The following is a 14346-nucleotide window of genomic DNA, read 5'->3' as shown; positions in this document are numbered from 1 at the left end:
GGTCAGTGGTTGAGCAGGACGATCACGGCGCCCCACACCGTCAGCAGGACGTTGCCGACGGCGTACGGGATGGTGTAGCCGAGGGTGGGGATCTGGGACTTCGAGGTCTCGTTGACGGCGCCGATCGCCGCCGTGGTGGTCTGGCCGCCCGCCAGGACGCCCATCAGGATCGGGAAGCGGATCTTCTGCGCGTAGTGCCCGACCAGGAACCCGACGAGCAGCGGTACGACGGTGGCGACCGCGCCCAGGAGCAGCAGCCCCCAGCCGGCCGAGGACAGCCCGCTGGTGAAACCGGGCCCGGCGTTGATGCCGACGACGGCCACGAACAGGCAGAGCCCGAGGGTGTCCATGAACCACTGCGCGCCGGGCGGCACGTTCCCGTACGTCGGGTACTTGCCGCGGATCCAGCCGAAGACGAGCCCCATGATCAGGCCGCCGCCCGAGGTCGACAGGGAGATCGGCACCCCACCGGCCGTCAGCGCCGGGATACCGATGCAGCCGCCGAGGAAGATGCCGAGGCCGACCCAGACCATGTCCGTCGCGAAGCTCGTCGGGACGGGCTTGCCCAGCGCCTTCCCCGCCGGTCCGACCAGGCGTTCCGGGCCGGTGAGGACGAGCGTGTCGCCGCGCTCCAGCTTCGTGGACAGCCGGTAGGGGAAGACCGCCCCCGCCCGGTACAGCTTGTCGATGTAGACGCCGACCATGAACGGCTCCCGCCGCACCTCCTCCACGGTCCGGCCCAGCTGCGCCTTCTCCGAGACGACGACGTGCAGCGTCTCGGTGCGGTAGCCCAGCAGCGTCACGTCGTCGGCCTCGGACCCGATGTGCGTCACCGCGTCGAACTCCACCAGGTCGCCCCGGATCGCGCTGACCGCGACGGTGTCGCCGAAGCGCAGGACGCGGGACTGGTCGTGCTCCAGGACCGTCCCGTCGCGGCGGATCCCGGTGAGGTAGACCCGGCGGCCCAGCGCCTTCTGCTGCTCCTCGAAGTCCGCCACCGAGCGGCCCACCAGATCGGGCCGCTGAACGCTGTACGCGCGCAGCACCACCTCGTAGTAGCCCTCGCCCTCGTCCGGGCTCTCGTCCGGGGCGTCCAGCTCCGCCGCCAGCTCCGCGCTCTCCTTCGCCAGGTCACGGCGGTAGAGCCTCGGCACCACGTTGGCCAGGAGCATCGCGCACAGGATGGTGCCGAGCGGATACGTCACCGCGTACCCGACGGCGACCAGATTCTCCTCGGTCCTCACCTCGGCGGGGGAGAGGCCGGGCAGGGTGCCGATCGCGTCCTGGGCGACGCCGATCGCGGCCGACTGGGTCAGCGCCCCGCTCATCAGGCCGGCGCCGAGCCCGGGACCGTAACCGAGCAGGTGCGCGAAGAGCCACGACACCAGCAGCCCGGTCACACAGACGACCACCGCGTTGACGACCTGCGGCAGCCCGTCCTTCCGCAGCCCTCGGAAGAACTGCGGGCCGACGCGGTAGCCCAGGGCGAACAGGAACATGATGAAGAACAGGTTCTTCACCGTGTCGTCGATCCGGACCTCGAACCGGGCCCCGAGCAGCAGACCGGCGACCAGACAGCCCGTCACCGCGCCCAGCGCGATCGTGCGGTAGCGGACCTTCCCGAGCAGGAAGCCGAACGCGACCACGAGGAAGACGAGCAGCTCGGGGTGGGGCTGGAAGATGTTCCGGTTCAGGAAGTCGATCACGTCACGCCCCCAGGACGCCGACGAGGATGGGCCCGGTCAGCGGTAGCAGGAAGTTGGAGAGCGTGTACGTGATCGTGTAGCCGAGAAGCGGTACGGAGCTCTGGGCCACCTGGGTGATGGAGGTGATCGCCGGGGTCGAGCACTGCTGTCCGGCGATCGCGCCGATCAGCAGCGGCTTCTCGATCTTCAGCAGCTTGCGCCCGACGATCAGGGAGATCGTCGCCGGGACCAGCACCATGGCGATGCCGGCGAACGGCAGCAGCGCCCCGTACTCCTTCAGCAGCGGCCAGGCCTGGGGTCCCGCCGCCAGTCCCGTACAGGCGATGAAGACGGCCAGGCCCATGTCCTTGAGCGTGCTCGCGGCCTGCGGCGGAAACGCCCCGAACGTCTGGCTGCGGGAGCGGAACCAGCCGAAGACCAGGCCGGAGATCAGACAGCCGCCGCCGGTGCCGAGCGACATCGGGATGTCCCCGAGCTTCACGACGATCTGGCCGAGCAGGGAGCCCGCCACGATGCCGAAACCGAGGTAGATGAAGTCGGTGGCGTCGTTCTTCACCACCGCGCCGAGCTTCGCGACGAGCCTGTTCAGCCCGCCCCGGGCGCCGACCAGGGTGAGCACGTCGCCCCGGGCGAGGACCGTCTCCCCGCTGGCGGGCAGGTGCTGGTCGTTGCGCAGCACGTCGGTGACGTAGACGCCGTCCTTGCGGAACTCCGGGTGCCGCTTCTCCAGCCGGTCGATCGTGGCGCCGATCGTCTCCTTCTCGGTGACCGCGACCTGACTGGTGGCCAGCGGGGCGTCGAGCCCCGGCACGGCCGGGGTCTCCGGGCCGATCTCCCGGCCCGCCTCGATGATGGCCGCCCGCTCCCCGACCACCTGGATCAGGTCGCTGAGCGTCAGCTCCAGACCGGGGGAGGGCGTCAGCAGCTTGCTGCCGCGCTTGACGCCCTCGACGGTGATCCGGCCGCCCAGGGCGCTCTCCAGACCACCGACGGTCCGCCCGTCCGCCCGCGTCACCAGATAGGTGCGGCCGACCATGCCGGGCAGCGCCTCGCGCTCGTCGGACTCCAGCCCGCCCTGGCCGCCGCGCATCTTCTCCCACAGCTCGCGCGAGGCGTCCGCCAGGTTGATGCGCATCAGCATCGGCATGATCTGGCTGGTGTAGAGCACGATGGTGATCAGGCCGAACAGGTAGCAGACGGTGTACGCGGTGGCCACGTGCCCCTGGTACTGGCTGATCTGCTCGGAGGTCAGGTCCTCCAGCTTGCCGATGGCCTCGGTCGCCGTCCCCACGACGGCGGACTCGGTGGCCGCTCCGGCGAGGATTCCGGATGCCGTGCCCACGTCCAGGTCGAAGGCCTTGGCGAGCCCGTAGGCGATGCCCAGGACGCAGACCAGCTCGATCAGACAGAGCGCGAAGAAGCGCAGGCTCTTGCGGTTGAGGTTGGCGAAGAACTGCGGTCCGGCCATGTAGCCGAGCGAGAAGATGAACAGCGCGAAGAAGACGGTCTTGACGTCGTCATCGACGCTGATGTGCCGGGTGCCGAGCAGCAGCGACACGATCAGGGTGCCGCAGATGCCGCCGAGCGTGATCGGGCCGACGCGGAGCTTGCCGACGAGGTAGCCGGCCGCGAGGCAGAAGAAGAGGGCCAGTTCGGGATGGTCGCGCAGTACGCCCATCCCGCCTCACTCACCGGGGCTGGTGTCGGCGACCAGGGTGATCAAAAGGTGCATAAGGGAGAAATTAACAGGGGCGGGGTCCCCCGGCAGCTCGCCCGGCCCGACCTGCCCCCGTTCACCTTCCGACGGGAGTGCGGCCCAACGCCCCCTCGGTGACGCGCCGGACATCCCTCGGCAACGGAATCGTCTTCAACTCTTGACACCCACCCCCTTCAGGCAGCAACCTTCCGGCAACGGCGCATGGGAGCGCTCCCACTCTGGGGGAAGGTCTCGCGCGCTTCCTCTTCCCGCACCAGATCCGACGCCCTCCGCCCTGCCTCGCGGAACAGCGCCGGTACCACCCCGGAACAAGGAGCAGTGGAATGCGCATCACCCGCAGCGTTGCCGGTCGACGCAGGAGAACCGCCTTCGTGGCCACCACGGGCCTCACGGTCACCGCCCTCCTCCTCACCGGATGCGGCGGCTCGTCCGACTCGGACAAGGGAGCCGACGCGGACGGGAACATCACCCTGACCCTCGCCGACTTCGGGCAGTTCGGGTACAAGGAGGCCGGGCTCTTCGAGAAGTACCACGAGCTGAACCCGAAGATCACGGTCAAGGAGGACACCACCGCCGAGGAGAAGAACTACTACCCCAAGCTCCTCCAGCAGCTGAACTCCGGCAGCGGCCTCGCCGACGTCCAGGGCATCGAGGTCGGCCGGATCAAGGAGATCGTCGACACCAAGGCCGACTCCTTCGCCGACCTCTCCAAGACGATCGGCGTGGACGAGTGGGTCTCGTGGAAGGCGAAGCAGGCCACCGCCCCCAGCGGCGCGGTCATCGGCGCGGGCACCGACATCGGCCCCATGTCCCTCTGCTACAACCGTGAGCTGTTCGAGAAGGCCGGACTGCCCACCGACCGCGCCGAGGTCGCGAAGCTGACCGAGGGCGGCTGGGAGGACTTCCTCGCGCTGGGTGAGCAGTACAAGAAGAAGGCGCCCGAGGGCACGTACTTCATGGACTCCGCGAGCGCCATGTTCAACGCCGTGGTCAGCTCCAGCCCCGAGCAGTACTACGACGCGAGCGGCAAGCCGATCTACGAGAAGAGCGCCAGCGTCGAGAAGGGCTGGAAGCTCGCTGCCGAGGCCGCGTCCAAGAAGCTGACGCAGGGCCTCGCCCAGTTCGAGGACCCGTGGCAGGCGGCCCTGCGCAAGAGCACCATCGCCACCGTCGTCTGCCCCGCCTGGATGGCCGGCCAGATCTCCACCTACGCCGGTGACGCCAACAAGGGCAAGTGGGACATCACCAGCGCCCCCGGCAACACCTCCGCCAACTGGGGCGGCTCCTTCCTCGCCGTCCCGAAGTCCGGCAAGAACGTCGCCGAGGCCACCAAGCTCGTCAAGTGGCTGACCGCCCCCGAGCAGCAGGCCGCCGTCTTCAAGGCGATCGGCGTCTTCCCGTCCAACCAGGGCGCCTACGACCTGCCCGACGTGAAGAACGCGACCCTGCCGTACTTCAACAACGCCCCCATCGGCCAGATCTACGCCGACGGCGCGAAGTCCATCCCCGAGGCGGTCCTCGGCCCGAAGGACGGCGTGATCAAGGACTCCATCTCCACCCAGATCAACAACATGGAGCAGCGCGGCACCAGCCCCGACGACGCCTGGGACGCGGCCGTGCGGACGATCGACAAGGCCATCGGCTGACCTCCGGCACCTGACACCGGACCGGCCCGAGCCGGTCCCGCGCCGGGGCGGTCGGGCGACACCCGCCCGCCCCGCCGCCCGCCCGCCCCCTCAGCCGCCCCGCCCCTCCAGCCGCCCCGGCCGTCCGTCGGCGCACCCAGGGAAGGACTCCCCGCCCGTGGCAACCTCGACCCCCACCCGGGATGCGTACGCGACCCCGCCCCGTGAACCGAAGAAGGAACCACCCAGCGAACGGCGGCAGTTGTGGCGCAGCCGACTGTGGCGGTTCGACGACAAGGCGTCCCCGTACGCGTACATCGCGCCGTTCTTCCTCGTCTTCGGGGCCTTCGGGCTCTACCCCCTCCTCTACACCGGCTGGATCGCCCTGCACCGGGTGGAGATGACCGGCCTGGACTCGATGGAGTGGGTGGGCTGGGAGAACTTCGACAAGATCCTGAACGACCCCGAGTTCTGGACCTCGGTCAGCAACACCTTCCTGATCGGCGTCATCTCCACCGTCCCGCAGCTCCTGGTCGCCCTCGGCCTGGCCCACCTCCTCAACTACAAGCTGCGGGCCAGCACGTTCTGGCGCACGATCATCCTCACCCCGTACGCGACCTCGGTCGCCTCGGCCGCCCTCGTCTTCGCCCTGGTGTTCCGGGCCGACGGCGGACTGCTGAACTGGACGCTCGGCCTCGTCGGCTTCGACCCGGTCAACTGGGCCAACGGGCACTGGACATCGAAGCTCGCCATCTCCATCATCGTGATCTGGCGCTGGACCGGCTACAACGCGCTGATCTACCTCGCCGCGATGCAGGCCGTCCCCAACGACCTCTACGAAGCCGCCTCGTTGGACGGCGCCTCGCGCTGGCAGCAGTTCCGCAAGGTCACCATCCCCTCGCTGCGGCCGACGATCCTGTTCACCATCGTCATCTCCACCATCGGCTCCATGCAGCTCTTCGGCGAGCCGCTGCTGCTGGAGGGCGGCGCGCTGGGCGCCACCGGCGGCAACGAGAACCAGTACGAGACGCTCAGCATCTACCTCTACAACTACGGCTGGAACCTCGGACATCTCGGTCCGGCCGCCGCCGTCGCCTGGGCGATGCTCGCCCTCCTGCTGATCATCGCCGCGGCCAACTGGTTCATCGGCCGATTCGTCCGCAAGTCCGCGGTCTGACCGGGAGCGCATCCATGACCCTGACCAGCCCCACGCACACCGCCCCCGTGAAGGTCGCGCCGGCCCCGGAGGGCAGTGCCCCGCGGCGCCCGGGCCGCTTCCGGATGGGCGCCGGACAGCAGATGAAGGGCGGCCCGTTCGCGTACGTCGCGCTCGCCGTCGTCGGCTTCGGCTCGCTGCTGCCGCTCTACTGGACCCTCGTCGCGGCCTCCCGCACCCAGGACGAGGTCCTCGCCTCCACCCCGCCGTTCCTCCCCGGCGGGAAACTGCTGGAGAACGTCCAGACGGCCTGGGAACAGGCCAACCTGGGCAAGGCGATCCTCAACAGCTTCATCGTCTCGTCCTCGATCACCCTCGCGACGCTCTTCTTCTGCACGCTCGCCGGCTACGCGTTCGCCAAGATGCGCTTCCGGGGCCGCGGCTGGCTGATGACCGCGGTCATCGCCACCCTCACCATCCCGCCGCAGCTCAGCGTCGTCCCGCTGTTCATGATGATGTCCGGCCTCGGCTGGGGCGGGCAGCTCGAATCGGTGATCTTCCCGACGCTGGTGAGCGCGTTCGGCGTGTTCTTCATGCGCCAGTACCTGATCGAGGCGCTGCCGTACGAGCTGATCGAGGCGGCCAAGATCGACGGCGCGAACAACCTCCGCATCGTGGTGAGCGTGGTGCTGCCGGTGGCCCGCCCCGCGATGATGGTGCTCGGGATGCTCACCTTCGTCCAGGCGTGGAACGACTTCTTCTGGCCCTACCTCGCCCTCAACCAGCAGAACCCGACCCTTCAGGTGGCCCTCGGCCAGCTCAGCGCCTCGTACACCCCCGACCAGTCCATCGTGATGGCGGGCGCGCTGATCAGCACGCTGCCGCTGCTGGTGGTGTTCGTGGTCTTCGGCAAGAAGATCGTCGGCGGAATCATGTCCGGCGCGGTGAAGGGCTGATCCCCCTCCCACTTCCCCCTCCCACTCCCCCTTTCTCCTCACCTCTCATCCCTCACTTTCCCCAGGGAGCGCTCCCGTATGACAGCCGTCCGACCTGACACGGTCCCGCAGCAGGCCCCCGCCGCCACGGCCCCCTTCCCGACCGGTTTCCTCTGGGGCGCGGCCACCGCCGCGTACCAGGTGGAGGGCGCGGCCACCGAGATGGGCCGTACGCCCTCCATCTGGGACACCTTCAGCCACACGCCCGGCCGGACCCTCGGCGGGGACACCGGGGACGTGGCGGCCGACCACTTCCACCGCTACCGCGACGACGTCGCCCTGATGAAGCGCCTCGGACTCCAGGCGTACCGCTTCTCCGTCTCCTGGTCCCGCGTCCAGCCCACCGGCCGGGGACCCGCCGTGGAACGCGGTCTCGACTTCTACCGGTCGCTCGTCGACGAGCTGCTTCTCGCCGGCATCAAGCCCGTCGCCACGCTCTACCACTGGGACCTGCCGCAGGAGTTGGAGGACGCGGGCGGCTGGCCCGAGCGTGCGACGGCCGAACGGTTCGCGGACTACGCGGCCATCATGGCCCGGGCCCTGGGCGACCGTGTGGGCATGTGGACCACGCTGAACGAGCCCTGGTGCTCGGCCTTCCTCGGTTACGGCTCCGGGGTCCACGCCCCCGGCCGCACCGAGCCGGCCGCCGCGCTGCGGGCCGCCCACCATCTCAACCTCGCCCACGGCCGGGCGGTCGAGGCGCTGCGCGCGAACCTCCCCGCTGCCGCGCAGACCTCGGTCACCCTCAACCTCCACCAGGTGCGCCCGCTGACCGGCGGCGAGGCGGACGCGGACGCGGCCCGCCGGATCGACGCGGTGGGCAACCGCGTCTTCACCGGTCCGATGCTGAAGGGTGCGTACCCACAGGACCTGCTGGCCGACACCGAACGCATCGTGAACTGGAGCGAACTGATCCGTCCGGGCGACCTCGCCGCCATCGCCGCCCCGATCGACGTGCTCGGCGTCAACTACTACACGCCCACCATCGTGAGCGCGTCGCCCTCCGGCGCCGGGGACACCCGCAACGACGGCCACGGCAGCAGCGAGCACTCCCCGTGGCCCGGCTCGGAGCACGTCGCCTTCCACCTGGCCGAGGGCCGGCCGGTCACCGCGATGAACTGGTCGGTCAAGCCGGAGGGGCTGTACGACCTCCTCATGGACGTCTCGCGCGAGCACCCGGACCTGCCGTTGATGGTCACCGAGAACGGCGCGGCCTTCGACGACGCCCCGGACGCGGACGGCCGGGTCCACGACCCGGAGCGGATCGCCTATCTGCGGGGCCACCTGGAGGCGGTACGCCGGGCGGCGGCCGACGGGGCCGACGTACGGGGCTACTTCCTCTGGTCCCTGATGGACAACTTCGAGTGGGGCTACGGCTATGCGAAGCGGTTCGGCGCGGTGTACGTCGACTACGCGACCCAGCGCCGTACGCCCAAGTCCAGCGCCCACTGGTACGGCGACGTGATCGCCCGCCACGCGCTGCCCCCGGCCGCTGGCCCGGACGCCTGACCCGGTGAGAGCGGTGGGCCCGGTCGACCCCGACCGGGCCCACCGCTTTTTCGTCCCCTGCTTGGGAGCGCTCCCAATACACTGTCCGTACGCTCGTCGGGGTGATCGGTCCAGGACTTGGATTGACTGTACGGCTGTGAGAAATTGACCGGGAACGGGGAGGCGGCCATGGCGGCAGCGCGAGTACGGAGCGGCGGGCGGCCCACGCTCGAAGAGGTTGCGGCACGGGCCGGGGTCGGCCGGGGCACCGCCTCACGGGTCATCAACGGCTCGCCCCGGGTCAGCGACGCGACCCGGCAGGCGGTCGAGGCGGCCGTGGCCGACCTGGGGTACGTCCCCAACCGGGCCGCCCGCGCCCTGGCGGGCAACCGCACCGACGCCATCGCGCTGGTGGTGCCCGAGCCGGAGACCCGCTTCTTCGCCGAGCCGTACTTCTCCGCGATAGTGCGCGGCGTCGGCGCGGCCTTGGCGGACACCGAGATGCAGCTGCTCCTCACCCTCGTCGGCAACGACCGCGAGCGCCGCCGACTCGCCCAGTACCTCACCGCCCACCGCGTCGACGGGGTCCTCCTGGTCGCCGTGCACGCCGACGACCCGCTGCCAGAGCTCCTGGAGCAGCTGGGCATGCCCTGCGTGATCAGCGGCGCCCGGCACGCGGCCGAGACGCTGCCCTCGGTCGACTCCGACAACTTCGAAGGCGCGCGGGCCGCCGTCGAGCACCTGGTCTCCCGGGGCCGCCGCCAGGTGGCCACGATCACCGGCCGTCTGGAGGTCTACGGCGCCCAGCGCCGCCTGGACGGCTACCGCGCGGCGGTCTCCGCCGCCGGCCTGGCCCCCGACGAGCGCCTCATCGCCCCCGCCGACTTCACCGAGGAGGGCGGCGCGCGGGCCATGCGCGACCTCCTGGCCCGCCGCCCCGGCCTCGACGCGGTGTTCGTCGCCTCCGACGTGATGGCCGCCGGCGCCCGCCAGGTCCTGCGCGAGGCGGACCACCGCATCCCCGAGGACGTGGCCCTGATCGGCTTCGACGACTCGGTGGTCGCCCGCCACATGCACCCGGCCCTCACCAGCGTCCGCCAGCCCATCGAGGAGATGGGCCGCCGGATGACCCAGCTCCTCCTGGACGAGATCGCGGGCCGGGCCCCGGGCGACGAGCGTCCTTCGGTGGTACTGCCCACGGAGCTGGTGGTCCGCGACTCGTCGTGACGGCCGGCGGGGGCCGACCGTTCGGGTGCCTTCCAGTGGTATGGACATGACCAAAAGACAGGACTAGCCTCCGTCTTGGTCTAGACCAAGCGGGCGAGCCGCCGCCGGTCCATCTGTCCGCACGCTCCACCCCTCACCCCAGGAGCACCACATGCGCAGAAAGATCACCTCCTTACTCCTCGGCCTCGGCATCGCCGGGGTCTCCCTGCTGGCCACCTCCGGCAGCGCGCAGGGCCACGGGTACACCGACTCGCCCATCAGCCGGCAGCAGCTCTGCGGCAACGGCACCGTCCGCGACTGCGGGCAGATCCAGTGGGAGCCGCCGAGCGTCGAGGGCCCCAAGGGCTTCCCGGCGCGCGGCCCCCGCGACGGTCTGATCTGCGCCGGGGGCAACCAGCGGTTCGCCGAGCTGGACGACCCGCGCGGCGGAGCCTGGCCCGCCTCCGACGTGAGCGCCGGGGCGAGCCACACGTTCCGCTGGCGGATCACCGCCCGGCACGCCACCACCGACTTCCGGTACTACGTCACCAAGGACGGCTACGACCCGTCGAAGCCCCTGACCCGGGCCGACCTGGACCCGCAGCCGTTCCTCACCGTGCCGTTCGGCGGGCGGCAGCCCGGGGCGACGGTCACGCACGCGGGTAACCTGCCGCAGAAGTCGGGCAAGCACCTGATCCTCGGCGTCTGGACCATCGCGGACACCGGCAACGCCTTCTACGCCTGCTCCGACGTCACCTTCTGAGCGGCGGGCGACCGGGCGGCACACCGCCCGCACCACATGGCATCACATGAAGAAGGGCCCCGGTCCGAAGACCGGGGCCCTTCCCTCAGGGTGAGTAACGGGACTTGAACCCGCGACATCCTGGACCACAACCAGGTGCTCTGCCAGCTGAGCTATACCCACCATGTCGCCCGGTCGTTTCCGACCGGCCGAGAAAAAGTGTACAGGGTCCGGGAGGGTGCTCGCGCCCCCGTTTCCCGGGGCCGGTCCACGGGCGCTTCCGCGCCCGTGACCAGCGGGTTCCTACGGTGCGGCCGGAGCCGGCAAGCGCGCCGCGATCTCCTTGGCGCGCTCGGAGTCCGGGCCGGGCTGCGGCACGAAGACCGCCTCCCGGTAGTAGCGGAGCTCCGTGATGGAGTCACGGATGTCCGCCAGCGCCCGGTGGTTGCCGTTCTTGGCCGGGCTGTTGAAGTACGCCCGGGGATACCAGCGCCGGGCCAGCTCCTTGACCGAGGACACGTCCACGATCCGGTAGTGGAGATAGCTCTCCAGCTCCCGCATGTCCCGCGCCAGGAACCCCCGGTCGGTACCGACCGAGTTTCCGCAGAGCGGGGCCTTGCCGGGCTCCTTCACATGCTCACGGACGTAGGCCAGGACCTGCTCCTCGGCGTCCGCCAGGGTGGTACCCCCGGCCAGCTCGTCGAGGAGGCCCGAGGCGGTGTGCATCTGCCGCACCACCTCGGGCATGGTCTCCAGGGCCGCGTCCGGCGGGCGGATCACGATGTCCACCCCTTCGCCGAGCACGTTCAGCTCCGAGTCGGTGACCAGGGCGGCCACCTCGATGAGTGCGTCGTCCGTCAACGAGAGCCCGGTCATCTCGCAGTCGATCCACACCATGCGGTCGTTCATGCGCCCCACCCTACGGGGCACTCCGCTGTCCCGGCAGGGCCGGGCGTCCGGGAACGTACGCGTCAGGGCCCGGCAGGGACAGCTCCCCGGACCCCACCGACGCCGCCACGGCGACGGCCGCGGAGGACAGGGGCGAGCCCCGGCGTCCGGACGGCGGCCCCTGGCTGGGCACCATCGTCTCGACCACCGTCGCGGCGCTCTCCGCCACCCCCTGCGGACGACGGGCCCGGTAGGCGGCCCGGTACGCGGCGGGGGAGGAGCCGAGCTGGCGGCGGAAGTGCCCGCGCAGCGCGACCGGGGAGCGGAAGCCGCAGCGGCCGGCGACCTCGTCGACCGAGTAGTCGGAGGTCTCCAGCAGCCGCTGCGCCTGCAGCACCCGCTGGGTGATCAGCCACTGCAGCGGTGCGCTGCCGGTGAGCGAACGGAACCTCCGGTCGAAGGTCCGTCTGCTCATGTAGGCGCGCGCGGCGAGCGTCTCCACGTCGAACTGCTCGTGCAGATGCTCCAGGGCCCAGGCCACGACCTCGGCGAGCGGGTCGGAGCCGATCTCCTCCGGTAAAGACCTGTCCAGGTAGCGCTCCTGCCCACCACTGCGCCGTGGCGGCACGACGAGCCGGCGGGCGAGTGCCCCCGCGGCTTCCGTGCCGTGGTCGGTGCGGACTATATGGAGGCAGAGATCGATCCCGGCGGCGGTGCCGGCGGAGGTGAGCACATCCCCGTCGTCCACGAACAGTTCGCGCGGATCGACGTGCACCGACGGATAGCGCTTGGCCAGCGTCGGCGCGTACATCCAGTGTGTGGTGGCCGGCCGTCCGTCCAGCAGGCCGGCGGCCGCGAGCACGAAGGCTCCCGTGCACAGACCGACGATGCGGGCGCCCTCCTCGTGGGCGCGCCGCAGCGCGTCCAGTGCCTCGGCGGGCGGCGGCGAGGTGATCGACCGCCAGGCGGGCACCACCACGGTGCCGGCTCTGCTGATCGCCTCCAGGCCGTACGGCGCGGTGAGTTCGAGCCCACCGGTGGTGCGCAGCGGTCCTTCCTCGCCGCCGCAGACCAGCAGGCGGTAGCGGGGAACTCCCGCGTCCTGCCGGTCGATTCCGAAAACGGAGAGCGGGATGGAGCTCTCGAAGATAGGGCCGCCGCTGAACAGCAGCACGGCAACGACTTCCCGGCGTCGCCGCCCGGTCAGCTTGCGTGCGGCCTCCGTCGCGGCGGCGGAGTCCTGGCTCATGACGCTAAGCCCCCCTCGGTGTTCGCGTCTCCCTGGTCCTTACGGGCCTGTCGCTCCTGCACGTTTCCCCTCGGTGTCGCACGTGTCCCCAGTCTCCGATTTCCAAGATCGAATCTACTGCGTGGCGTGGTCCCGCCGTGACACCTTCCCCCACCAGCTCAATGTCGATAAGGAAACGTGGCGTGAAGCGTTCGATCACGAAGCGTTTCACTCGCGAAGCGCACAGGGAAGTGCCCTTCGACAACGTGGCCCGTCCGCGTCGGGTGAAAGCGTACCGCGCGGTCCGTTCCTGCCTGGTGGGCGGTGGGGTGTCCGGCCATCCCGCGAAGGGTTCGGCACCCAGGTGAAGTTGGCTCAAAACCATCGGTTGTGTGTGCTGTATCCGGTCACGCCGGGCGCACAACCGCCGCCCGACGGCCGCGCCGGTGCGCTCCCTCGCCGCCGTGAACCATGGCGTGTTCGGACCCCCGCGGAGAGGCTGGGCGGGCCGTTGTGACGTGGACGGGGCCGAGGTTCCGCAGGGCCGGATTACCGACCGATGGGCCGTGGGGCACGAGAACCGCGGGTGTCGGGCGTCGGTCGGGGGCGGTCCGCCGGGCCCGGTCGACCGCGGTTCCGGGCCCCGTCGTCCGCCGGTCCGGGCGTCGTCGCCGGGTTCGGCTCGAACGGCGATCGTGTCGGGCTCGCCGCGGCGTCATGTCCCGGGGTGACGGCCCGGTGACGGCGTGGCCAACAGGGACCGGGTGAGGGCCTCGCCGCCGGGTCCGCCGGGCGACCGCCGACCGTCGCGAAAAACAGGACGGCCGACGGTGTTCGCCCCCTCCGAGGCCCGTGTACGACACAACCGGCATTGCCATCCCGGACAGGCTCGGGCATGCTCCCTCCAGCGTCGCGCACGCTTTTGCGGGGGTCTGGGCGGTGGAGGAGTGACGCCGTACCCTTGGGGGTATGGGGTTGGGAAGATGATTCCCGGACAGAGCTTCACCACCAGCTGATGCACCTCTCGAAACCGTTCCCTCCTCACGAGGACTCTCTTCGCCGAGACACCGATGGCCGGTCACGAAATCCCTGAACCCAAAGACCGCAAGCCGGTAGCCGACCCAGGGTCGGAGCCGCGGACGGTCGAAGAAGCACGCCATGCGTGCGATCCCGCCTTCCGGCACGGAGTCGTGGTCGGTTTCGACGGCTCCACGTCGAGCGAGCGGGCTCTCGCCTACGCCATCGGCATGGCCGGCCGATCGGGCTCCGGCCTGATCATCGTCCACGTCGCCAACCGATTGCCGACCACGGTCTGGGCGGGCTGCGAGCCCCCCGTCTTCGTCGATGTCCCCGATCACCGCACCGAGGTCCTCGGCCTGGAGCTGGCCTGCGCGGACTATCTCTCCGAGGTGCCCTGGGTGCTCGTCGAGCGCGGGGGCGACATCTGCCACGAACTGGAGGAGGTCGGCCGGGAGTACGCCGCCGACGCCATCGTCGTGGGCTCCACGCACGGCATCGTCGGCCGGATCTTCGGGTCCGTGGCCGGCCGCCTCGCCCGCCGGGCGCAACGCCCCGTCATCGTCATTCCCTGAGGC

At 70.4% G+C, this 14346-nt stretch carries 11 protein-coding genes and 1 tRNA gene; 7 read left to right on the top strand and 5 right to left on the bottom strand.

Features of this window, described 5'->3' with window-relative positions; genetic code table 11:
• Positions 1–2: 2 nt before the first annotated feature.
• The gene (gene aspT, locus ACIQRW_RS17305) at positions 3–1706 is read right to left on the bottom strand and encodes an aspartate-alanine antiporter (protein WP_403760630.1); all 1704 of its coding nucleotides are present in this window, start codon (positions 1704–1706) and stop codon (positions 3–5) included.
• 1 nt (position 1707) lies between these two features.
• Positions 1708–3384 carry an aspartate-alanine antiporter gene (aspT, locus tag ACIQRW_RS17300; RefSeq protein WP_403760627.1) on the bottom strand — a complete coding sequence of 559 codons (1677 nt, stop codon included), beginning with the start codon at positions 3382–3384 and terminating at the stop codon, positions 1708–1710.
• Positions 3385–3746: 362 nt separating this feature from the next.
• On the opposite strand from aspT (ACIQRW_RS17300), the gene ACIQRW_RS17295 reads away from it, so the two are divergent.
• The 6 genes from ACIQRW_RS17295 to ACIQRW_RS17270 all read left to right on the top strand — a co-directional run bounded on the left by ACIQRW_RS17295 (position 3747) and on the right by ACIQRW_RS17270 (position 10656).
• On the top strand, positions 3747–5069 hold the full coding sequence (locus tag ACIQRW_RS17295) for an extracellular solute-binding protein (protein ID WP_403760624.1): 1323 nt from the start codon (positions 3747–3749) through the stop codon (positions 5067–5069).
• A 157-nt stretch (positions 5070–5226) separates the two neighbouring features.
• Complete coding sequence (locus tag ACIQRW_RS17290; RefSeq protein WP_403760621.1) at positions 5227–6225, top strand: carbohydrate ABC transporter permease; 999 nt, start codon at positions 5227–5229, stop codon at positions 6223–6225.
• Positions 6226–6239: 14 nt separating this feature from the next.
• On the top strand, positions 6240–7160 hold the full coding sequence (locus ACIQRW_RS17285; protein ID WP_403760618.1) for a carbohydrate ABC transporter permease: 921 nt from the start codon (positions 6240–6242) through the stop codon (positions 7158–7160).
• Positions 7161–7238: 78 nt separating this feature from the next.
• Positions 7239–8708: a GH1 family beta-glucosidase gene (locus tag ACIQRW_RS17280; protein ID WP_403760615.1), complete on the top strand. Its 1470-nt coding sequence runs from the start codon at positions 7239–7241 to the stop codon at positions 8706–8708.
• Between the two features lie 168 nt (positions 8709–8876).
• Complete coding sequence (locus tag ACIQRW_RS17275; protein WP_403760612.1) at positions 8877–9914, top strand: LacI family DNA-binding transcriptional regulator; 1038 nt, start codon at positions 8877–8879, stop codon at positions 9912–9914.
• A gap of 151 nt (positions 9915–10065) precedes the next feature.
• Positions 10066–10656, top strand: a complete 591-nt coding sequence (locus ACIQRW_RS17270; protein ID WP_403760609.1) for a lytic polysaccharide monooxygenase — start codon at positions 10066–10068, stop codon at positions 10654–10656.
• Positions 10657–10745: 89 nt separating this feature from the next.
• Here ACIQRW_RS17270 and ACIQRW_RS17265 read toward each other — a convergent pair.
• The 3 genes from ACIQRW_RS17265 to ACIQRW_RS17255 all read right to left on the bottom strand — a co-directional run bounded on the left by ACIQRW_RS17265 (position 10746) and on the right by ACIQRW_RS17255 (position 12772).
• Positions 10746–10818 (bottom strand) — tRNA-His (locus ACIQRW_RS17265).
• Between the two features lie 120 nt (positions 10819–10938).
• Positions 10939–11544: an oligoribonuclease gene (gene orn / locus ACIQRW_RS17260; RefSeq protein ID WP_403760607.1), complete on the bottom strand. Its 606-nt coding sequence runs from the start codon at positions 11542–11544 to the stop codon at positions 10939–10941.
• 10 nt (positions 11545–11554) lie between these two features.
• Positions 11555–12772, bottom strand: a complete 1218-nt coding sequence (locus ACIQRW_RS17255; protein WP_018959415.1) for a helix-turn-helix domain-containing protein — start codon at positions 12770–12772, stop codon at positions 11555–11557.
• A gap of 1049 nt (positions 12773–13821) precedes the next feature.
• Here ACIQRW_RS17255 and ACIQRW_RS17250 point away from each other — a divergent pair.
• Positions 13822–14343, top strand: a complete 522-nt coding sequence (locus ACIQRW_RS17250) for a universal stress protein (RefSeq protein WP_026290787.1) — start codon at positions 13822–13824, stop codon at positions 14341–14343.
• Positions 14344–14346 lie beyond the last annotated feature (3 nt).

The sequence above is a fragment of the Streptomyces sp. NPDC091287 genome, assembly GCF_044768525.1.
GTDB lineage: Bacteria > Actinomycetota > Actinomycetes > Streptomycetales > Streptomycetaceae > Streptomyces.
The sequence above is the reverse complement of the archived record's forward strand: the minus strand, read 5'-3'. Positions and strand labels throughout refer to the sequence as shown.

Coding starts and splice junctions, on each gene's coding strand:
- ACIQRW_RS17270 (WP_403760609.1), top strand. CDS start 10,066: ATGCGCAGAAAGATCACCTCCTTACTCCTCGGCCTCGGCATCGCCGGG.
- aspT (WP_403760627.1), bottom strand. CDS start 3,384: ATGGGCGTACTGCGCGACCATCCCGAACTGGCCCTCTTCTTCTGCCTC.
- orn (WP_403760607.1), bottom strand. CDS start 11,544: ATGAACGACCGCATGGTGTGGATCGACTGCGAGATGACCGGGCTCTCG.
- ACIQRW_RS17255 (WP_018959415.1), bottom strand. CDS start 12,772: ATGAGCCAGGACTCCGCCGCCGCGACGGAGGCCGCACGCAAGCTGACC.
- ACIQRW_RS17295 (WP_403760624.1), top strand. CDS start 3,747: ATGCGCATCACCCGCAGCGTTGCCGGTCGACGCAGGAGAACCGCCTTC.
- ACIQRW_RS17275 (WP_403760612.1), top strand. CDS start 8,877: ATGGCGGCAGCGCGAGTACGGAGCGGCGGGCGGCCCACGCTCGAAGAG.
- ACIQRW_RS17250 (WP_026290787.1), top strand. CDS start 13,822: ATGGCCGGTCACGAAATCCCTGAACCCAAAGACCGCAAGCCGGTAGCC.
- ACIQRW_RS17280 (WP_403760615.1), top strand. CDS start 7,239: ATGACAGCCGTCCGACCTGACACGGTCCCGCAGCAGGCCCCCGCCGCC.
- ACIQRW_RS17285 (WP_403760618.1), top strand. CDS start 6,240: ATGACCCTGACCAGCCCCACGCACACCGCCCCCGTGAAGGTCGCGCCG.